Source organism: Microbacterium sp. zg-B185 (assembly GCF_030246885.1).
In the GTDB taxonomy this organism is placed as follows: Bacteria; Actinomycetota; Actinomycetes; order Actinomycetales; family Microbacteriaceae; genus Microbacterium.
Genome location: NZ_CP126739.1, coordinates 2,527,173 through 2,547,748, shown reverse-complemented (window position 1 = coordinate 2,547,748; position 20,576 = coordinate 2,527,173). Strand labels below are relative to the sequence as shown.

The 20,576-nt window shown below is 70.4% G+C and carries 14 protein-coding genes and 1 other RNA gene; 11 read left to right on the top strand and 4 right to left on the bottom strand.

The genetic code is table 11. The features are described 5' to 3' along the window. Positions 1-16: 16 nt before the first annotated feature. The 3 genes from QNO12_RS12230 to QNO12_RS12220 are packed head-to-tail and all read right to left on the bottom strand — an operon-like array spanning position 17 to position 4,545. A complete protein-coding gene (locus QNO12_RS12230; protein WP_257504062.1) occupies positions 17-2,287 on the bottom strand; it encodes a transglutaminase TgpA family protein in 2,271 nt (756 codons plus the stop codon). Next, complete coding sequence (locus QNO12_RS12225) at positions 2,274-3,521, bottom strand: DUF58 domain-containing protein (RefSeq protein WP_257504061.1); 1,248 nt, start codon at positions 3,519-3,521, stop codon at positions 2,274-2,276. The genes QNO12_RS12230 and QNO12_RS12225 overlap by 14 nt, the downstream gene beginning before the upstream one ends. Before the next feature lie 7 nt (positions 3,522-3,528). After that, a complete protein-coding gene (locus QNO12_RS12220; RefSeq protein WP_257504060.1) occupies positions 3,529-4,545 on the bottom strand; it encodes an AAA family ATPase in 1,017 nt (338 codons plus the stop codon). Between the two features lie 167 nt (positions 4,546-4,712). Here QNO12_RS12220 and QNO12_RS12215 point away from each other — a divergent pair, with 167 nt between their 5' ends. The 10 genes from QNO12_RS12215 (at position 4,713) to QNO12_RS12170 (ending at position 17,807) form a co-directional block, all read left to right on the top strand. Next, positions 4,713-5,174 (top strand): LpqB family beta-propeller domain-containing protein, encoded by a 462-nt coding sequence (locus QNO12_RS12215; protein ID WP_257504059.1) that lies wholly within the window; start codon positions 4,713-4,715, stop codon positions 5,172-5,174. Then, the gene (locus QNO12_RS12210; protein WP_257504063.1) at positions 5,174-6,862 is read left to right on the top strand and encodes a DUF5671 domain-containing protein; all 1,689 of its coding nucleotides are present in this window, start codon (positions 5,174-5,176) and stop codon (positions 6,860-6,862) included. The genes QNO12_RS12215 and QNO12_RS12210 overlap by 1 nt, the downstream gene beginning before the upstream one ends. Positions 6,863-6,897: 35 nt before the next feature. Next, positions 6,898-6,994: signal recognition particle sRNA small type (gene ffs, locus QNO12_RS12205), an RNA gene on the top strand. 126 nt (positions 6,995-7,120) lie between these two features. After that, on the top strand, positions 7,121-9,259 hold the full coding sequence (pta, locus tag QNO12_RS12200) for a phosphate acetyltransferase (RefSeq protein WP_257504058.1): 2,139 nt from the start codon (positions 7,121-7,123) through the stop codon (positions 9,257-9,259). A gap of 97 nt (positions 9,260-9,356) precedes the next feature. Next, positions 9,357-10,583, top strand: a complete 1,227-nt coding sequence (locus QNO12_RS12195) for an acetate/propionate family kinase (protein ID WP_257504057.1) — start codon at positions 9,357-9,359, stop codon at positions 10,581-10,583. 113 nt (positions 10,584-10,696) lie between these two features. Continuing rightward, entirely contained in the window at positions 10,697-11,473 is a 777-nt protein-coding gene (locus tag QNO12_RS12190; protein ID WP_257504056.1) for an HAD family hydrolase, read from the top strand. Continuing rightward, complete coding sequence (locus tag QNO12_RS12185; RefSeq protein WP_257504055.1) at positions 11,470-13,986, top strand: glycoside hydrolase family 65 protein; 2,517 nt, start codon at positions 11,470-11,472, stop codon at positions 13,984-13,986. The genes QNO12_RS12190 and QNO12_RS12185 overlap by 4 nt, the downstream gene beginning before the upstream one ends. Positions 13,987-14,140: 154 nt before the next feature. Further along, complete coding sequence (locus QNO12_RS12180) at positions 14,141-16,279, top strand: DNA polymerase III subunit gamma and tau (RefSeq protein ID WP_257504054.1); 2,139 nt, start codon at positions 14,141-14,143, stop codon at positions 16,277-16,279. Between the two features lie 2 nt (positions 16,280-16,281). Continuing rightward, positions 16,282-16,875 carry a recombination mediator RecR gene (recR, locus tag QNO12_RS12175; RefSeq protein WP_257504053.1) on the top strand — a complete coding sequence of 198 codons (594 nt, stop codon included), beginning with the start codon at positions 16,282-16,284 and terminating at the stop codon, positions 16,873-16,875. Further along, positions 16,875-17,807 carry a DMT family transporter gene (locus tag QNO12_RS12170; protein WP_257504052.1) on the top strand — a complete coding sequence of 311 codons (933 nt, stop codon included), beginning with the start codon at positions 16,875-16,877 and terminating at the stop codon, positions 17,805-17,807. Before recR ends, QNO12_RS12170 begins: the two co-directional genes overlap by 1 nt. Positions 17,808-17,815: 8 nt before the next feature. Here QNO12_RS12170 and QNO12_RS12165 read toward each other — a convergent pair whose 3' ends face one another. Continuing rightward, positions 17,816-18,304, bottom strand: a complete 489-nt coding sequence (locus QNO12_RS12165; RefSeq protein ID WP_257504050.1) for a hypothetical protein — start codon at positions 18,302-18,304, stop codon at positions 17,816-17,818. A gap of 100 nt (positions 18,305-18,404) precedes the next feature. Here QNO12_RS12165 and QNO12_RS12160 point away from each other — a divergent pair, with 100 nt between their 5' ends. Further along, positions 18,405-20,471 carry an elongation factor G gene (locus QNO12_RS12160; protein WP_257504049.1) on the top strand — a complete coding sequence of 689 codons (2,067 nt, stop codon included), beginning with the start codon at positions 18,405-18,407 and terminating at the stop codon, positions 20,469-20,471. Positions 20,472-20,576: the final 105 nt, after the last annotated feature.

Sequence of the window (20,576 nt, the reverse complement as noted above, 5' to 3'; positions counted from 1 at the left end):
CGGGCCGCGGACCATCCTACCTTGCGCGGACGGTCCTGCCCGAACCGGCGTAGACGCTGCCCGGCCGTACGATCAGCGATCGGGGTACCAGCAGCGCCAGCAGCCGGCGCGGAACGTCGACTGAGGCCACCATCGCGGCGCTCACGGTGACCGCTGCATTCGCCATCGCGTCACCCTGCCAGAAGGCATGCTTGCCCCCTGGCGCGTAGCTTGCCCGTTCGATGGCGCTGATCAACTGGCTCATCTCGGCGGCGGGCGCCCCGTGCGCCTGCACGAGGCGCGTGCCGAGGTTGCGCGGCGTCTCACTCGCCGGCACATCGATGCCGAGATCGATCGCGGTGTCCTGCACGACAAGCCAGGCCGCGGCGGCATCGCCGGCTCGGGCCGAGGCGATCATCTGCCGTCGTCTCAGTTCACGGATCAGCGCGGGAATCGCCAGGGCGAACAGGATGCCGAGTGCCACCGTCAACGCGGGCAGCGGGTTGATCGCGTTGGCGGTGGAGCCGGCCTCACCGCCTGTCTGGTCTGCGGCGAGGTCATCGGGCGTGCGCCCGGGGAGCAGGGCAGACGCGGTCGGAGCGGGGGAGGCCAGGGCTGGGTCATCCGTGCTGCCGGGGATCGTGCTCGCGGGCGAGAACGAGGTCGGCACGCCGAGCCCGTTCGTCGGTTCGAAGGGCACCCACCCGATTCCTTCGAAGAGCACCTCCGGCCACGCATGCAGCTGGGCGCTGGACACGGTGTACAGGGTTTCGCGCTGCACCGCGTCGCTGGTCGCGCTGCCCGGGAGATAGCCGACTACGATGCGGGTCGGCATCCCGAGCGTGCGCGCCATCAGCGCGAACGCCGACGCGAAGTGGATGCAGTAGCCCTCGCGCTGCTCCAGGAACTTCGCCACCGCCTCGGTGCCGGAGCCGTCGAACCCCTCCTCGACGGGAGCATCCAGCGAATACCGGAATTCCGGGCTGCGGAACCACCCCTGCAGCGCGACCAGCGCGTCGTAGTCGTTCGTCGCATCGGCGGTCACCTCGGCGGCGAGGTCCCCGACGATGGGTGCGATGTCGGCGGGGAGGGCCGCCGTCCCGTCTGGCTGCTCCTCGCCGCGCGCGGAGTGCGCGCGGATCTGCTCCAGGGTCGGCCGGGGGACGTTGGTGATGACCTCGTAGTTCTGGCCTTGCGTCGTGCCGGCCTGACTGAGGATCGTGCGGTTGTACGGCGCCGCCGTCCATTGGCCTTCCAATCCGTTGACCGCCACGGCGGGGTAGGCCACCGGCAGCCAGGGAGAGGCAAGGTTGAGGACCTCCACGGAGGTGACGTATTCCGCAAGGCGAATGCCCTCGTCAACGACGACCCCCCCGAGGGGATCTTCGCTCTCCAGCGGAACAGTGCGGACCCGGTCCGGTTCCCAGACGTCTCCGTCGAACTGCGACAGGGTGGTGGCGCGCAGATACGGGGGTGACGGGGCGCTGGAGCGCACCTGCAGGACTTCGACTTCGCGCGGGCGCCGCAGGTCGTCGCCCAGTTGCAGCGTCGCGTCGATCCCCGGTCCGGTGCCGATGGTGCCGGACCCGGCGCGGGCGACGGGCTGCGGCATGAGGGGCGCCGCGACGAGGGTCACGACCACCGCGATCGCGCCGATGCCCAGAGCGGTCGCCGGCACGCCGGCGGTTCGGGTCGATTCACGTCCCAGCGGTTCCTCGCGCGAACGCGTGTCGGTGCGCATCAGGAAGAGGATGGCCGCCGCCAGCAGCACGAACGCCATGATGTCGACCTCGCCCGGCACGGCAATCGACGGAATGAGCGAGACGGCGATCAGACCGATCGCGCCCAGCAGCGGCATCCGAGCGGTGAGCACCACGTGATCGACGACGAGCGTGAGCAATCCGGTGCCGCCGACGATCAGCATCGACAGCGCGAGACTGGCATCCAGCGGTGCGGCGCCGACCGCGATCTCCTCCCCGCCGCGTGAGACGAGTGCGGTCAGGGATTGCACGGTCTCGGGGGTGGGGATGATCCACAACAGCGCGGTATCGCGCAGGAACACCAGCATCATGAAGACGACCCACACGGATGCCTCGACGAGGCTGACCGCGACGGCCGGCAGACGGTAGCGGCGGGCGATGAAACCTGCGGCGAGAACGGCGACCGACAGCAGGATCGCTCCGAGCAGCCAGCTGCTCGGGCGAACGACCCGCATCAGAGGCAGGAGCGACGCGAACACGGCCGCCAGCACCGCGATCGTGAGGGTCAGCTCTGCACCGCGCCGGGCGGGACGCTCATCGGAGGACATGGCTCACCCCCCGGTCGGCCGCCGCCGACCACGACGTGGCGAGGTCGCCGTCCGGATCGATCAGCGCGGCATGCCAGCCCCGGTCGGCGGCGCGCTCGAGCGAGTTCCCGACCGGTGCGACGGCCAGCAGCAGCGGCAGCGTGCTGTGATGGGCGACCGGCGCGATGACGTCGGCGTCGGCGGGATCGAAGCGGCCCACGATCAGGACGATCGGTCCGGTCATCACGCCGGCGAAGACGCGGACGAGCTTGCCCAGGTGCTCGTCGCGCCGCGCGGTCACCGTGGCGAAGTGGTTGACCAGACCTTCGACTTCGGTCATGTCTCCGCCGTCGATGCGTTCGGCGAGCATCGAGCCGTCGGAATCGATCACCTCCACCGCGTACCCGTCGTGCACGAGCCGCGTGACCACCGAGACGCAGGCCGAGATGGCTGCTTCGAAAGCCGCGTCGGTGCCGGGTGCCTGCATCGCCTCAGGGGAGAAGCGCAGCACGCCGCGGTCCAGCACGACGGTCGCTTCCGGAGTGGACTCCTGCTCCTCCTGCCGCACCATCAGCTCGTCGCGGTGCGCCGTCGCACGCCAATGGATGCGTCGCATCGAGTCGCCCGGGACGTACGGTCGCGCGATCAGGTTGTCCGCGCCTTGACCGAGCTGGTTGTTCGTGGTGTGCAGTGTGCCGCCCGTTTCGCCCGCGAAGTTGCTCAGCGCGGGCAGGTCGATGACCGCCGGGGCGACCGTCACTTTCGTGCGCTCGCCGAACAGGGTCGTGCGCCGGGCCAGGCCGAACGGATCGCTCGAGGTCACCTGCAACGGCCCCAGAGCATGGATGCCGCGCCGCGCGCCGCTGACGACATACGCGAACTCGATCATGCGTTCGGCACCACGCAGCCCCGAACCCAGTGCCGGGAATACCCCCTCGGCCTTCGCGGTGAGCCCCTTGGGAACCGTGTCGCGCCAGGTTCCCGGCGCCGTCGGGAGTGCGGTGCGCACCCCCACGCGAACCGTCACCAGCGCCTCCCTGCCCACGGTTGCCGCATCCGGCGACAGCGATCGCGAGACCGTCTCGGATCGACGGGTCACGTACAGGGAGACGACGCTGGCCGCCAGCACGGCGATGAGCAGGATGCCGAAGTACACCAGCTCGACGATTCCGACCTCGCTGGCGATGATGAAGCACGCCAGGGCGAGGATGAGAGCACCCGTTCCACGGGCGGTCAGCGGCCAGAGGCGTCTCATCGGAATGTCACTGGCGGGCGGCGATGGGAACGCGCACGCTTCCGGCGATGCGTTCCAGGATCGACGCGATGGCGTCGGCGGTGGTTCGTGCGCGAGCCCCGCCGGCCGATCGCGTGGGGATCAGACGATGTGAGAACACCGGTATCAGAAGAGCGGTGATGTCATCCGGGATGACGAAGCCGCGCCCGTCCAGTGCCGCCCACACCTTCGCGGCCCGGACCAGCTGCAGCGTGGCCCGCGGGCTCGCACCCAGTCGCAGGTCGGAGTGCGTGCGGGTCGCGCCGGCCAGAGCCACCGCGTAGTCCTCGATGGTGGGGGCGACATGAACGGCGCGCGCCCATGCCACCAGCTCCGCAACCCGGGACGCCGAGGCCACCGGCGCGATGGCGTCCAGCGGGTTGACGGTGTCCCGCTGGCGCAGCATCAGCGCCTCGCTGCGCGGATCCGGGTAGCCCATCGAGATCCGCATCATGAATCGGTCGCGCTGCGCCTCGGGCAGGGCGTACGTGCCCTCCATCTCGAGCGGATTCTGCGTGGCGACGACGAGGAAGGGATCAGGCAGGGGATGGGTCTGGCCGTCGACGGTGACCTGACCCTCTTCCATCGCCTCCAGCAGCGCGGACTGCGTCTTCGGGGAGGACCGGTTGATCTCGTCCGCGATGACGATGTGCGCGAAGATCGCGCCGGGCTTGAACTCGAACTCCCGGTCCACCGGGTTGAACACGCTCACCCCGGTCACATCACCGGGCAGGAGGTCGGGCGTGAACTGGATGCGTCGCACGGTGGCGTCCACGGATGCGGCGAGCGCTCGCGCCAGCATGGTCTTGCCGACCCCGGGCACGTCCTCGATGAGCAGGTGCCCCTCGGCGAGCAGGCAGACCAGGGCGCTGCGCACGGCTTCAGGTTTGCCGTCGATGACCCGTCCCACTGAGGCCAGGATGCTGTCGGTGACGCGCGCGAACCCTTCCGCGGTGATACCGCCACCGGTTCCTGTGGCAGCATCCGTCGTCGCGATATCGGCCAAAGCGACCCCCCTGGATCGGCATCCGCGGGCATCCTCGCCCACCATCGATCGTATCCTGCGGGGGTGGCCAGTGGGCCGGAGGGATCATTGTGGCTGGAAGGCGGCCGCGCCCGCCGTCTGGGCCGGATCCGATGCGGTCGGACGCGGCGAACCGGCATGATGACACCATGACCGACGATCACGTCCGACGATCCCGAGCGGCCCTCATCGCGTTGATCAGCGGCGTCGTCCTGGTGGTCGTCGTGGCCCTGATAGCGGTCTTCGCGCGTGGCGGTCCCGCACTGCTGGATCCGGCGACACCCGAGGGAGTCGTGCAGCGCTACTCCCAAGCCGTGGTCGACGGGGACGTGTCCGAGGCGCTGAGCTACCTCGCCCCCGACGTCGCTGATTCGTGCGAGCGCATTCCGCTCGGCACGGAGGACCGTCGGCTCACCCTGCTGGAGAGCAGCGAACGGGAGGACACCGCGCGCGTGCGGGTGCTCGTGGTCACCGTGTACGGATCGGGGCCGCTGGGGGCGGGCGAGTACGAGAGCGAAGAGGTCTTCGAGCTCGTCCGGCTGGACGGCGACTGGGCCATCGACATGGCGCCCTGGCAACTGGCCGTCTGCGTCGCCGGCGGGGGCGCGTGATGGTGCCTGGCGGCGCGTCGCTGCCCTCGGCCGAGGGCGCCGCGGCTCCCGGCGCGCGGGCGGAACGCACAACCGCGCTCCGGTCATCCGGCCGCGGGCAGGACGTGGTGCGGCGCCTCATCGTCTTCGTCATCCTGTACGCGCTGGTCGTGATCGCGGCGATCGGACTCGCCGGGCTCCTGGAGCGTGCCATCGGGGCCGGCACCGTGATGGTCGCCGGTAATGACGGGGGACTGGCGAGGTCGCTGGCGTTCACCCTCATCGCGGCGCCGCTCGCGGCACTGCTGTGGTGGTGGGAGCGCCGGCACCTGGCCGATCCGGGGGAGCGGTCATCGCTGGCGTGGACGCTGTATCTTGCCGCGATCTCGCTCACCGCCCTGATCGTGACGACCGTGGCGGTCGCCACGGCGGCCAATGCCGGAATAGACGGCGAATGGCGCCCCGGCGACCTTTCCGCCGGCGTGGTCTGGCTGGGGGTATGGATCTGGCACGGTCACCTGCGGCGCGCCTCCGCCACCGCACCGACTCGGCTGGCCGGGTTGACGGTTCAGCTGAGCGCCCTGTACGGCCTGACGCTCGCGGCATCCGGTGCCATCTCGGCACTGGCCGAGCTGATCGCGCGAGCGCTGATCGACGTCTCGACGGTCCTCGTGCAATCGCAGCAGTGGATCACCGGCGTCCTTCAGGCTCTCGTGTGGTGCCTCGTCGGCGCCCTGGTGTGGTGGTGGCACTGGTTCCGGGAGGGTGCCAAGGATGCGACGGCGGCTTTCCCGGCCGTTCTCCTGGTGCTCGTGGTGGGTGCGGCTGAGGCGACCACGCTGTTCGGGGTCGGCAGCACCCTGTTCGCGGTGCTGCGCGCCCTCCTGGGCACCGATCCTCCGGCAGAGGCCCTCTCCGCGCTGGATGTCGGCGTCGCCGCGGCGCTGATCGGCGCGCTGATCTGGGTCTACCACGCGCGGGTGCTCGCCGGCCGCTCCGTCCCGGTACAGCGGGCCGGGCGCCTGGTCGTCTCGGCGATCGCGCTGATCGGCGCGGCGAGCGGGTTCGGCGTCGTCATCAACGCGCTGCTGGGCACGCTCAGCGGGAACCTCGTCGACAGCGATCCGCGGATCGTCCTGCTCGGCGGCATCAGCGCGCTGGTGGTGGGTGCGCCGGTGTGGTGGTCGGCCTGGCACCCGGAGCGCCCGGTGACAGCCGGTGACGCGGCCGACCCGGCTCGTCGCGTCTACCTCATCGCGCTGTTCGGGGCGAGCGCGATCGTGGCCATCGTGACGCTGCTGGTCATCGGCTACCGCCTGTTCGAGTTCGGGCTGGATCCGACCGGCGCGCGCGGACTGATCGAACGCGTCCGTGCGCCGTTGGGGCTCCTGTGCGCCACGGCCCTCGTCTTCGCCTACCACTTCGCGATCTGGCGTCGCGACCGCACGCTTGCCGGATCGCTCGTTCGGCCGGACAGCATCGGCCGGCTCATCCTGGTCACCGGCGGCGACGCGGGGGAGCTGGCCCGGCTGCTGCGCGCCGAGACCGGTGCCCCTGTCACCGTGTGGCGGGCTGCGGATGCCGGGGCGCACCTCGGGAGCGCGGACGCCGCTGCGGTCCTGGAATCCTTGCAAGGGGTCACCGCCCCTCGCGTGCTCGTCATCGCCGAAACCGGCGGAGGAGCACGGGTCGTGCCGCTCGCGGACTGATGAATCGGGCACCCGCGCGGACCGGTTAGACTGTTCCCAGCTCTCCGCGAGGCGGCATCCAGGCCAACTCCCCCAGGACGGAAACGTAGCAAGGGTAACCGGGCTCTGCCGGGTTCGCGGAGAGTCTTAATTTTCCCGGGGTCCGCTGCGGCGCGCAGATCCCGTGATCGGAATCCCGCCGAACCGCTGTCGGGACGGATCGGGGCGCACGTCGGTCGGCCCATCGTCTGGGCGGGCGTCGCACCCTAGTCTGGGTGGGTGGCGCAGAGCATCCTGATCACCTCGGCCGAAGGACACTCCGGCAAGTCCACCGTCGCGCTGGGCGTCCTAGACGTACTGAGCCGAGCCACCCCGCGGGTGGGCGTGTTCCGTGCGGTCGCGCGATCCACCGTCGAACGCGACTATGTCCTGGAGATGCTGCTGGCCCATGACGGGGTCGACCTCGACTACGACGAGTGCATCGGCGTGACCTACGACGACGTGCGCCGGGATCCGGAGGCGGCCCTCGGCCGCATCGTCGAACGGTACAAAGCCGTCGAGGCGCAGTGCGACGCGGTCGTGATCGTCGGCAGCGACTACACCGACGTCGGCAGCCCTGCGGAACTGAGCTACAACGCCCGCATCGCGGCAAACCTCGGTGCTCCCGTCCTGCTGGTCCTCAGCGGCCGTGCGGGGCAGGGGGAGCAGCTGGGTGCATCGACACCGCGCACTCCCGAGCAGATGGGGCAGATCACCTCCCTGGCCTTGGCCGAGCTCGCGCACGAGCGCGCCAGTCTCCTCGCCGTCGTCGCGAACCGGACCGAGCCGGCCGATATGACAGCCGTCATCGCATCGATCCAGCAGGTGCTCGCCGGCTTCCGCCCCAACGCCGGCGACGAGGCGATCCCGGTCTGGGCTCTGCCGGAGGACCGTTTCCTCATCGCGCCGTCGGTTCGCGGAGTGATGCGCTCGGTACAGGGCCGCCTGGTCAAGGGCGACCCCGACCTGCTCACCCGGGAGGTGCTGGACGTCGTCGTGGCGGGCATGTCCATGGTCAATGTCCTGCCGCGACTCACCCAGAGCGCGATCGTGGTGATTCCGGCCGATCGCACCGAGGTGCTGCTGGCCACGATGCTGGCCAACTCATCCGGGACCTTCCCCTCCATCGCCGGCGTGGTTCTGAACGGTCCGTTCCCCCTGCCCGATGCGATCGACCGTCTGATCGACGGACTCGCCTCCGCGCTTCCGATCATCGCCACCGACCTGGGCACGTACGACACCACCGTGCGCATCATGAACACCCGCGGCCGCCTGGCGGCGGACTCGTCGCGACGCTACGACACCGCGCTGGCGCTGTTCGAGCGCCATGTCGACACGCAGGAGCTCACCCGGTCGCTGGGTCTGGCGCACTCCACAGTGGTGACCCCGCTCATGTTCGAGTACCAGCTCATCGAGCGCGCCCGGGCGCAGCGCCGCCGGATCGTGCTGCCGGAGGGCGATGACGATCGTGTGCTGCGGGCGGCCGCGACGGTGCTGGCGCGCGGCATCGCGGACGTGACGATCCTGGGCGAAGAGGTCGAGGTGCGCAGTCGCGCCATCGAACTGGGTGTCGACATCACCGCCGCGACCGTGCTCAGCACATTCGACCCGGTGCACGTGGACCGGTTCGCGCACGAGTACCACCGCCTTCGCTCGCACAAGGGAGTCACTTTCGCCAAGGCGGCCGACACGGTGACGGACGGGTCCTACTTCGGCACGCTGATGGTGCACCTCGGCCTGGCGGACGGCATGGTCTCCGGAGCGGCGCACACCACCGCGCACACCATCCGGCCCGCGTTCGAGATCATCAAGACCAAGCCGGGCGTCTCGGTGGTCTCGTCGGTGTTCCTCATGGCACTGGCCGATCGCGTCCTGGTCTACGGAGACTGCGCCGTCATCCCCGACCCGACCTCGGCTCAGCTCGCCGACATCGCCATCTCGTCCGCGGCGACCGCGACCCAGTTCGGCATCGATCCGCGCATCGCGATGCTGTCCTACTCCACAGGGGAGTCGGGTGCCGGTGCCGAAGTCGAAAAGGTCCGCGCTGCCACGATGCTGGTCCGCGAGCGCGCTCCCGAACTCCTCGTCGAGGGGCCCCTCCAGTACGACGCCGCCGCAGATGTGGCGGTGGCGGCAGCGAAGATGCCGGGCTCCGCGGTGGCCGGGCGGGCGACGGTGTTCATCTTCCCCGACCTGAACACGGGCAACAACACCTATAAGGCGGTGCAGCGCTCGGCCGGCGCCGTCGCGATCGGACCGGTGCTGCAGGGGCTGAACAAGCCGATCAACGACCTCTCCCGGGGCGCGACGGTCGATGACATCGTCAACACCATCGCGATCACGGCCATCCAGGCCCAAGCCCAGGAGGATTCCGCGTGAGAACGGCGCGCACAGCATCCGGCCATGTCCCGGATCTTGTTGCCCGGCACGCCACGAAGCAACAACACATGGGACACGGTGGGGGAGAGGGATGCCGATGAGCGTCGTGCTCGTGGTCAACAGCGGCTCGTCGTCGTTCAAGTACCAGCTGATGGATATGGATGCCGAGACGGTGCTCGCCTCGGGACTGGTCGAGCGCATCGGCGAAGAGACGGGCCGATCCTCGCACACGGTGTTCACCGAACGCTCGGACGGCCCTGCGCCGACCATGCTGGACGCGACCTACACGCGCGAGCTGCCGATCCCCGATCACACCGCCGGGTTCGCCGTGATGCTGGAAGCGTTCGGGCAGAACGGGCCGTCACTGGCCGAACGTCCGCCGATCGCGGTCGGGCATCGCGTCGTGCACGGCGGCGCCAGGTTCTTCGAGCCGACCCTGATCACGCGCCTGGTGGAGATCAACATCGCCGAGCTGTCGGTGCTGGCCCCCCTGCACAATCCGGCCAATCTCGCCGGTATCGAGGCGGCGAAGAAGGCGTTCCCGGACGTCCCGCACGTGGCAGTCTTCGACACGGCGTTCCATCAGACGCTTTCGCGCGCGGCGTACACCTATGCGATCGACGAGGACCTCGCCGAGGAGTACCGCATCCGCCGCTACGGGTTCCACGGCACGAGCCACAAGTTCGTCAGCGAGCAGGCGGCCCTGTTCCTGGGGCGGCCGTTGGCCGAGTTGAAGCAGATCGTGTTCCATCTGGGCAACGGCGCGTCCGTCACCGCCGTGGACGGCGGCCGTTCCGTGGAGACCTCCATGGGGCTGACCCCGCTGGAGGGCCTGGTCATGGGCACCCGCTCAGGCGATATCGACCCCGCCGTCCTGTTCCACCTCGCCCGCCGGGTGGGCATGTCCATCGACGAGCTGGATGAGCTGCTGAACAAGCGCAGCGGACTGCTCGGGCTGTCCGGCTTCTCCGACTATCGAGACATCCGCGCGGCGATCGCGCGCGGCGAAGACCGCGCCATCCTCGCCTTCGAGGTGTACGCGCACCGGCTGCGCGGATACGCCGGCTCCTACATCGCCCAGATGGGGGGTGTGGATGTCATCTCCTTCACCGCCGGCGTCGGCGAGAACGCTCCGGCCGTCCGTGCGGCGGGGCTGGAGACACTGGGGTTCGCCGGCGTCGAGATCGACCTCGAACGCAATGCGGCGACCGGCCGCGGCATCCGAGTCATCTCCACGGACGCGTCCCGCGTGACCGTGCTGGTCGTCCCGACGAACGAGGAGCTCGAGATCGCCCGTCAGACCCTCACCGTCGCCGGGACCTGAGCGGTCGTGTCCATGCCCCAGACGGTTACGGCGGGCCTCTGCGCCGGACTACGCTGGTGGCCGGCGCAAAGACGAGCCGCAGCCCGTCATCCGCACCTCGCCCTGGAGGTTTCGTGACCGTCGACGCCCCGCCCGACCTCACTTCGTACGACGCCGTCCTGTTCGACCTGGACGGCGTCCTGACGCCTACCGCCGAAGTGCACATGCACGCCTGGCAGACCATGTTCGAGGAGCTGTTCGCAGCCTGGGACATCACGCCCCCGTACACGGAGCGCGACTACTTCGACTACCTCGACGGCAAGAAGCGCTATGACGGCGTGGCCAGTCTGCTGCGCAGCCGCGACGTCGAGGTGCCGTGGGGCGATCCCGCCGACCCGCCGACGGCCGATACGGTGTGCGGCATCGGCAACCGCAAGAACGAGGTGTTCTCGCGGCTGCTGCGGGCCGAGGGGATCGTGGCGTACCCCGGCTCGGTCGCGCTGCTGGACGAGCTGGATGCCGCGGGCACGCCTACCGCGGTGGTGTCCAGTTCGAAGAACGCCGAAGAGGTGCTGCAGTCCGCCGGGCTTCGCGCACGGTTCCCTGTGGTGATGGACGGCGTCATCGCCGAACGCGACCACCTCGCCTCCAAGCCGGCGCCGGACGTGTTCGTCGAGGCCGCGCGGATGCTCGGCGTCGATCCCGCCCGGAGCGCCGCGATCGAGGACGCCATCAGCGGAGTTCAGTCCGCCGCCGCCGGCGGTTTCGCCCTGGTGATCGGCGTCGATCGGGGCACCGGCCCGGATGAGCTGCGCCGAGCCGGCGCGCACGTCGTGGTGGACGACCTTGCGGCACTGGTGCGCCGCCCCGAATCCTCCCCCCAGACCGATGCCCAGGAGCTTCCCGAATGATCGACCGCGACCGCTTTCCCGTCGACCCGTGGAACCTCGTCGAGACGAGCTTCTCGATGGAGGATGTCGGCGTGACCGAGACGATCTTCGCGGTCGGTAACGGCTACCTGGGACTGCGCGGCAACCAGATCGAGGGCCGCTTCGCGCAGGAGCACGGCACGTTCATCAACGGATTCCATGAGACCTTCCCGATCCGTCACGCCGAGCAGGCGTTCGGGTTCGCGGAGGTCGGGCAGACCATCATCAACGCCCCGGACGCGAAGGTGATGCGGGTCTACGTCGACGACGAGCCCCTCTCGCTGGACACCGCGGACGTGCGCGAGTATCGCCGCGTCCTGGACATGCGTGCGGGCGTGCTGCATCGCCGCATCCGCTGGACCACCCCGTCGGGCAAGGACGTGCTGGTCGAGGATGACCGCCTGGTCTCGTTCGAGGAGAAGCACCTCGCGATCCTCCGCCTCGAGGTGACCGTGCTTAACGCCGACGCCCCCGTCACCGTCAGCTGCCAGGTGATCAACCGGCAGGACGGCGAGAACGTGTACGGGGGCACCACGACGGCGTCCAAGAAGTCCGGCTTCGACCCGCGCAAGGCCGAGCGGATCCACCAGCGCGTCCTGCAGCCGCAGGAATACTGGCAGGACAAGGGCCGATCGGCACTGTCGTACCAGGTGACCGAGTCCGAGATGACGATGGCGGTCGTCGCAGACCACGTGGTGGAGACCGAGAACGAATACACCCACCGCACCCTCGTCGAACCCGATATCGCCAAAGACGTCTTCCGCGTCCAGGCTCGCGCGGGCGTGCCCATCCGCATCACCAAGCTCGTGAGTTACCACACCTCCCGGGGCGTTCCGGCCCGCGAGCTGGTCGACCGCTGCCGGCGGACGCTGGATCGGATCGAGGTCGAAGGCGTCGAGCTGCAGTACGAGCGTCAGCGTCTCTGGCTGGAGGGCTTCTGGTCGCGTTCGGACGTGCGCATCGGCGGACACGACGACCTGCAGCAGGCGACCCGCTGGTGCCTGTTCCAGCTCGCCCAGGCCGCGGCGCGCGCCGACGGACTGGGCATTCCCGCCAAGGGCGTCACCGGCTCCGGCTACAGCGGTCATTACTTCTGGGACACCGAGATCTACGTGCTGCCGTTCCTGGCGTACACGACGCCGCTGTGGGCGCGCAATGCGATCCGGATGCGGTATCTGATGCTCCCGGCCGCCCGCCGCCGCGCGCACCAGCTGAATGAGCACGGCGTGCTGTTCCCGTGGCGGACCATCAACGGCGAAGAGGCATCCGCCTATTACGCCGCCGGCACCGCGCAGTACCACATCAACGCCGACGTGTCCTTCGCGCTGGCCAAGTACGTGCGCGCGACCGGAGACATCGAGTACCTGCACCGCGAGGGTGTGGACATCGTGGTCGAGACGGCCCGGCTGTGGGCGACGCTCGGGTTCTGGCGCACCAGCGACACCGACGGCGAAGAGTCCTTCCACATCCACGGCGTGACCGGGCCGGACGAATACACCACGGTCGTCAACGACAACCTCTTCACCAACGTGATGGCACGCTTCAACCTCCGCTTCGCCGCGCGCACCGTACGGGAGATGGCCGAGGACGACCCGGAGGCCTACCGCGCGATGACCGACCGGCTGGGGTTGGATCCCTCCGAGCCGGAGGGATGGGAGCGGGCCGCGGAGGCCATGCACATCCCGTTCAGCCCGGCCCTCGGCATCCATCCCCAGGACGCCGTGTTCCTGGAGCGCGAGGTCTGGGACCTGGAGCACACCCCCGCCGATCAGCGTCCGTTGCTGCTGCACTTCCACCCGCTGGTGATCTACCGGTACCAGGTGCTCAAGCAGGCGGACGTCGTGCTGGCACTGTTCCTGCAGGGCAACCACTTCTCGGACGAGGACAAGCTCGCCGACTTCGAGTACTACGACCCGCTGACCACCGGCGATTCGACCCTCTCCGCGGTGGTGCAGGCGATCCTCGCCGCCGAGGTCGGCTACCAGGACCTTGCGCTGGAGTACTTCCGCGAGTCGATCTTCGTCGACCTCGGCGATCTGCACCACAACGCCGCAGACGGGGTGCACGTCGCCTCGGCCGGTGGCGTGTGGACGGCGCTCGTCTCGGGCTTCGGCGGCATGCGCGATCACTTCGGCGAGCTCACCTTCGATCCCCGGCTGCCGGCGGACTGGCCGGAGCTGTCGTTCAAGCTGCAGTGGCACGGCACAGCACTGGATGTGACCATCACGCGCGACCAGTTCCGCATCCGCGCGGGCGAGGGCGATCCGCTGGTGTTCAGCGTGCGCGGCAAGCCCTTCGCGATCGGCGCGGGCGAGGAGGTCGTCGTTCCCCTCGTCGGCCAGGGTCCGGTGATCCCCGGGCGACCATCGCTCAAGCAGTTCGCGGACGTCCGCCGCGAAGACGGGACGCTGCTGTCTGCATCGGTGCCCACCGTCACCACGAGCATCCCGGTCATCGGTGCGACGGCGGATGTGGAGCACGGCGCGGACGTGTGATCGCCACACCGCGGGCGATCCGCCGGGGTGCGCGGATCGGGACGAACGCAGCGGGATCGTCCCGATCCGGCCGCATCCGGGGATTCGCCGCGCGCCGCGGCAGGGGCCCGCATCGCCCCGACGCGATGTCGTTCGCACGCCGTAGGCTGGGGGAGTGACGACTGCTCTGTACCGCCGATACCGTCCTGAGGCGTTCGGCGAGATGATCGGGCAGTCTCAGGTCACCGAACCGCTGATGACGGCGCTGCGCAGCGATCGCGTCGGCCACGCCTACCTCTTCTCCGGTCCCCGCGGCTGTGGCAAGACCACCTCCGCGCGCATCCTCGCCCGGTGCCTCAACTGCGCTCAGGGGCCGACCGACACCCCGTGCGGCGTGTGCGACAGCTGCGTCGAACTGGGGCGCGACGGCGGCGGCTCCCTGGATGTCGTGGAGATCGACGCGGCCAGCCACAACGGCGTCGATGACGCCCGCGACCTGCGCGAGCGCGCCGTGTTCGCCCCCGCCCGCGACCGCTTCAAGATCTTCATCCTCGACGAGGCGCACATGGTCACCCCGCAGGGCTTCAACGCTCTGCTGAAGCTCGTCGAAGAGCCGCCCGATCACGTCAAGTTCATCTTCGCCACGACCGAGCCCGAGAAGGTCATCGGGACGATCCGCTCGCGCACGCACCACTATCCGTTCCGCCTGGTCCCGCCCGCCGCGATGCTCGAGTACGTGCAGACCCTATGCGAGGCCGAAGGCGTCACCGTCGAGCCGGGCGTGCTGTCGCTCGTGGTCCGCGCCGGCGGTGGGTCGCCCCGCGACACGCTCTCACTCCTGGACCAGCTGATCGCCGGTTCCGAAGGGACCCTGGTGGAGTACGCGCGGGCGGTGTCCCTGCTCGGCTACACGCACGCAGAGCTGCTGGACGAGGTCGTGGACGCGTTCGGCGCCGCCGATGCCGCGGCCGCCTTCGCCGCCGTGGACCGCGTGGTGCAGACGGGGCAGGACCCGCGTCGGTTCGTCGATGACCTCCTGGAGCGGCTGCGCGACCTGATCGTGATCGCCGCCACGGGTCAAGGCGCGGGCGCCGTGCTGCGCGGGGTGTCCGCGGACGACCTCGCACGGATGACACGCCAGGCCGAGCTCTTCGGCTCCCTGCGGCTCTCGCGCACCGCCGACCTGGTCGTGGCCACCCTCGACGAGATGAACGGCGCCACCTCGCCCCGCCTGCAGCTGGAACTGATGGTCGCGCGCGTCCTGGCACAGACCGCCGCGGCCGCCGCGGCGGCTGCGCCGAGTCCGGCCGTCCCGCGGGCCGCTCCGGCAACGCCCGCTGCGGCTGCGCCCGCCCCGGCACCGGCTCCTGCTGCTGCACCCGCCGCCCCGGCTCCGCCCGCTGCGGCTGCGCCCGCCCCGGCAACGCGGGCTCCGGCTCCGCCCGCTGCGGCACCCGCTCCTGCTGCGGCGCCCGCCGCGCCGGATCCTGCCGCCCCGGCGCCTTCCTCTTCCCCCGCGCCCGCGCCAGCCCCCACCGGGCCGGTCACGCTCCAGCACATGCGGGATGCCTGGCCCGAGGTTCTTGCAGGCCTCGAGTCCAAGAGCCGGTCCTCCTGGCTCATCGCGTCGGTGGCCCGCGTCACGGCGCTCGCCGGCGACGTGCTCACCCTGTCGTTCCAGAGCCAGTCCGACGTCGCACGGTTCAAGAAGCTCTCCGCCGGTGCCGGACCCAGCGAAGACCTCCGCCAGGCGATCCTCGCGGTCCTCGGCATCCGGGTGAAGTACCTGGCCAAGCACGACAGCGACGCCGGCCCCGGGCCGGGAGCGGCCACGCCGGCACCCGCTCCGGCGACCGCTGCCGAGCCGCCGCGGCCACCCTCTGCCGTCCCCGCCCGCGCCGCCGCGGCCGCGCCGGTCACCGAGTGGGTCGTCGCGGCGATCCCCAGCGACGACGACGCGCCCCCGGCCGATGACCCCGAGCCCCCGGCATCCGTGGCGCAGTTCGCCGTCGATGACGAGCCCGAGGACGCCGCCGCGCGTGCACACGTCGCGACGCTCGCTCCGCCGCGGGAGGGCGAGGTGCTGCCGGCACAGGACATCGCGCCCTCGATGCCGACCGAGGACGAGGACCAGGACGAGACGGATGCCGTGACCGACGTGCCGGTGCCGCCCGTGGTGGCGCCGCCGATGCCGACCAGCGCACGGCAGTCCGCCGCCGGCTCGCAGCGCTACGGCGAAGCGGTCGTGCGCCAGGTGCTGGGTGCGCGCTTCGTGCGCGAGGAGCCCTACGAGCCGCCGACGAGGTTCAGCTGACCATGTACGACGGCATCGTCCAGGATCTGATCGACGAGTTCGGGCGTCTTCCCGGCATCGGCCCGAAGTCGGCTCAGCGCATCACCTTCCACATCCTCCAGACCCCGTCCTTCGACGTGTCACGGCTGGCCCAGCTGCTGGCCGAGGTGCGCGAGAAAGTGCGGTTCTGCGAGATCTGCGGCAACGTCTCCGAACAGGACCGCTGCGGCATCTGCCGCGACCCGCGCCGCAACCCGGCCGTGATCTGCGTCGTCGAAGACGCCAAGGACGTTGCGGCGATCGAGCGTACGCGTGAGTTCCGCGGGCTTTACCACGTGCTCGGCGGTGTCATCAGCCCGATCGCCGGGATCGGGCCGGAGGATCTGCGCATCACCCAGCTGATGCAGCGTCTGGCCGACGGCACGGTCCAGGAAGTGATCCTCGCCACCAACCCGAACCTCGAGGGCGAAGCGACCTCCACCTACCTCAGCCGTCTGCTGCACACCCTCGAGATCTCCGTCACACGCCTGGCCTCCGGGCTGCCCGTCGGTGGAGACCTGGAGTACGCCGACGAAGTCACGCTCGGTCGTGCCTTCGAAGGTCGTCGCGCGGTCTGATGATCGCCGCGACCCAGCGCTTCGGCGCCCGCGGCTGGGTGCTCTTCGCCGCGATGGCGGTGCTGTGGGGGATGCCCTACCTGTTCATCAAGCAAGCGGTCGACTCGTACTCGCCCGCGTCGGTGGTCGTGGGACGCACGCTCCTGGCTGCGCTGCTGCTGCTTCCGTTCGCGCTGCGGCAGAAGGCGCTGCGCCCCGCTTTCGCGAAGGTTGGCTGGGTGCTGCTGTTCGCGGGGATCGAGATGGCGGTGCCGTTCCTGCTGCTGGGGCATGCCGAACTGACGCTGCCGTCCGGCCTGACGGGCCTGCTGGTGGCCACCGTGCCGCTGTTCGCGGCGATCATCGCCTTCGCCGGTGGCGACAGAGCGGTCCTGCGGCCCGCCCGCACCATCGGCCTGGTCGTCGGGTTCGCGGGGGTCGGGATCATCGTCGCCGGTCCCGGACTGGCCACCGGCGGTGCCGCCGGCCTGCTCGCGATCGGCGAAGTGCTGATCGTGGCGATCTGCTACGCCATCGCACCGTTCATCGTGGCTCGCAAGCTCACCGGCGTGCCGGCGCTCGGCACGATCACCATCTCGCTGGCCGCGGTCGGGATCTTCTACCTCCCCATCGCGCTGCTCACCCAGCACGAGGTGCCCACGCTCCAGAGCACCGTGTCGTTGGCGGCGCTCGCGGTGCTGTGCACGGCGGTCGCTTTCATCGTCTTCTTCGCCCTGATCGATCACGTCGGTCCGGCGCGGGCGCCGCTGTTCACCTACGTCAACCCGGTGGTGGCCATCCTGCTGGGCGTGCTCATCCTGGGCGAGGAGCTCCACGTCGGCCTGCTGATCGGCTTGCCGCTGGTGATCCTCGGCTGCTGGTTGGCGGCGACCGGCGGCACGGTGCGGACCCGCGAGCCGCCCGGCAAGCTCCCGCCGGTGGCCGCGGGCTGAGCGGACGGTCAGCGCAGCACTTCGACCAGAACGACCCAGGACACCACGATCGCCGCGACGATCGCCAGAAGGCAGCCGGCGGCCGCCAGCAGCAGACCCGACGGATGCGCGGCCATCACGGCGATCGCGCCGGCCAGGTAGGCCAGGATCGGCAGGAAGCCGAGCACGGACTTCGGCAGACGTGCGCGGGCGGCCGGGTCCGGGTCGGCGAAGATCGCGCGCGTCGCGAGCACCTGGAACGCCCCCGCGCCGACGGTGGCGGCCATCAGCAGAACCCCGAACCAGATCGGTGTGATCTCCGGGATCAGCCCGAGCGCGGACGCCACGATCGCCAGGACGAGGGCGGCGATGCCGGCCGCGAGGCGTGCGGTCAACGCGCGCGTCTTGATGATCTGTGCGATGTTGACGCTCGCGGCGACGATCACCAACCCGGCCAGCGCCGCCGTCGCGCCGACCATCGCCACGTTGAACTCGGCCCACGCCTCGAACTCAGCCATGCTCGGGATGCTATCGCGACGGTCCGGACGCGCGGGCACGTGACAGGGCGCGACGAACAGGGCACGATGGTCAGCAACTCACACCGGCGTGGGAGGCCCCATGGATGCGAACCCTGATCCGACGCACCGGACGGTGGCCCTCGTGGGCGGCCCCGGTTCCGGCAAGACGACGCTCGCGGAAGCGCTGCTGTTCCGCAGCGGGGCGATCCCGCGCCGCGGATCGATCGAGCACGGCACCACCGTCTGCGACCACGATCCCGAGGAGATCGCCCGCCAGACGACGCTGGCGATCTCGCTGGCCCACATGCCGTGGGCACCGGCGGAAGGCACCGAGCGGGCGATCACCCTGGTGGACACCCCGGGGCATCCCGACTTCATCGGAGGCGTGGACACGGCCCTGGCGGTGGCGGATGCCGCAGCCGTGGTCGTCAGCGCGGTGGACGGGGTCACCGCGGGCACGCGCGCGGTGTGGGCCGCTGCCCAGGCAGTCGGCCTGCCACGGATCGTGGTGGTCACCCAGGAGGACCGCGCCCGCGCCGACTTCCGCCGTGTGCTGGGCGAACTGCGCGCCGCTTTCGGTGATCACCTGTGGCCGCTGGAGCTGCCGATCGGAGAAGAGCAGGACTTCCACGTCGTCGCAGACCTCCTGAGCGAGCATGCCCTCGTCTACGACGACACCGGCCACTCCCACCAGGAGCCGGTCCCTGCCGCGGCGGAGGCCGAGGAGCACGACCTGCACGTGAGCGTGACCGAGGAGATCGTCTCCCACGACGACGCGCAGCTCGAGGCGTACCTGGACGGCAACGAACCGACACCGGCTGAGCTCGAGCGCACGCTCGCCCACGAGGTCGCCTCCGGCGGGACGGTGCCGGTGCTGCTCTGCTCCGGCCTCACCGGAACCGGTGTCGACCGCGCCGCCGATCTGCTGTGCGCGCTGACGCCGGCCGCACGCGACCACGACAGCCGGATCGTGATCGGCGCCGCCGCGGACGGCGCCGCCGGCACCGAGGTCAGGGTCGCACCCACACCCGATGGCGAGACCGTCGTGCACGTCTTCCGCACGGTGGCCGACGCGTTCGTGGGGCAGATCGCCATGCTGAAGGTCCTCTCCGGAACGCTGCGCCCCGGCGACCGCCTGCGCAACGCCACGACGGGCGCCGAAGAGCGGATGCCGGCCCTGTTCCGGCTCCGCGGCGCCCAGCATCTGCCTGCCGACGCCCTGCGCACCGGCGACGTCGGTGCCGTCGCCAAGCTGGTCGGCTCGCCCACGGGGTCTGTGCTGTGGTCACGGCAAGGCAGCGGACGTCCCGCGCCGCTTCCGTCCCGGCATCCCGTCTACGCCGTAAGCCTCACCCCGGCCACGCAATCCGATGACGCCAAGCTCTCCACCGCGCTGGCGCGCCTGCTCGCCGAGGACCCGACGCTGCGGCTGGACCGGGCGGCGGGCCAGACGCTCCTGCGCGGGCTGGGGGAGACGCACGTCGCGGTCGCGGTGGAGCGGCTCGCGCGCGTCCTCGGCGTGAACGTCACGACCGGTCCCGCACCGGTCGCCTACCGGGAGACGATCGCCCGCGCCGCGCAGGCGGAGGGGAAGCTGAAGAAGCAGTCCGGAGGGCACGGCCAATTCGCGGTGGTGCAGCTGCGGGTGAGCCCCCTCCCGCCGGGAGGCGGTTTCGAATTCGTGGACGCGGTCGTGGGCGGCGCGGTGCCCCGGTCGTACATCCCCGCGGTGGAGAAGGGCGCACGGGACGCGCTGGCTGCCGGGGGACCCCAGGGTCATCCCGTCGTCGACGTGCGCGTCGAGCTGTTCGACGGCAAGTCGCACTCCGTGGACTCCTCCGAGATGGCCTTCCGGACGGCCGCCTCGATCGGCGTCAAGGCGGCGCTGGCCGAAGCCGGCTCGGTGGTGCTCGAACCGGTGTCGATCGTGACCATCACGGTGCCCGCAGCCCTGCAGGGACCGGTCCTCACCGACCTGTCCTCACGGCGGGCGCACGTGAACGCCACCGAATCGACCGACGACGGGGGGACGCGCATCGTGGCGAGCGTCCCCGAGGCCGAACTCGGACGGTACGTGCTGGATCTGCGCTCGCTGACCGGTGGCCAAGGGCAGCTGACCATCACGCCGGACCGGTACGAGCGAGCTCCCAGCACCGCCAGGGCGTAGCGGTCGCAGACCGACTCATGGACGGGCCGGCGCGGCGGGATCCGTAAGATGGTGCGTTGGGCGCGGCATCCGATCGCCCGTTCTTGACCACATGCGCGTCGCTTC

Coding starts and splice junctions, on each gene's coding strand:
- QNO12_RS12225 (WP_257504061.1), bottom strand. CDS start 3,521: ATGAGACGCCTCTGGCCGCTGACCGCCCGTGGAACGGGTGCTCTCATC.
- QNO12_RS12230 (WP_257504062.1), bottom strand. CDS start 2,287: ATGTCCTCCGATGAGCGTCCCGCCCGGCGCGGTGCAGAGCTGACCCTC.
- QNO12_RS12195 (WP_257504057.1), top strand. CDS start 9,357: ATGAGCGTCGTGCTCGTGGTCAACAGCGGCTCGTCGTCGTTCAAGTAC.
- QNO12_RS12170 (WP_257504052.1), top strand. CDS start 16,875: ATGATCGCCGCGACCCAGCGCTTCGGCGCCCGCGGCTGGGTGCTCTTC.
- QNO12_RS12185 (WP_257504055.1), top strand. CDS start 11,470: ATGATCGACCGCGACCGCTTTCCCGTCGACCCGTGGAACCTCGTCGAG.
- QNO12_RS12165 (WP_257504050.1), bottom strand. CDS start 18,304: ATGGCTGAGTTCGAGGCGTGGGCCGAGTTCAACGTGGCGATGGTCGGC.
- QNO12_RS12160 (WP_257504049.1), top strand. CDS start 18,405: ATGGATGCGAACCCTGATCCGACGCACCGGACGGTGGCCCTCGTGGGC.
- recR (WP_257504053.1), top strand. CDS start 16,282: ATGTACGACGGCATCGTCCAGGATCTGATCGACGAGTTCGGGCGTCTT.
- QNO12_RS12215 (WP_257504059.1), top strand. CDS start 4,713: ATGACCGACGATCACGTCCGACGATCCCGAGCGGCCCTCATCGCGTTG.
- QNO12_RS12210 (WP_257504063.1), top strand. CDS start 5,174: ATGGTGCCTGGCGGCGCGTCGCTGCCCTCGGCCGAGGGCGCCGCGGCT.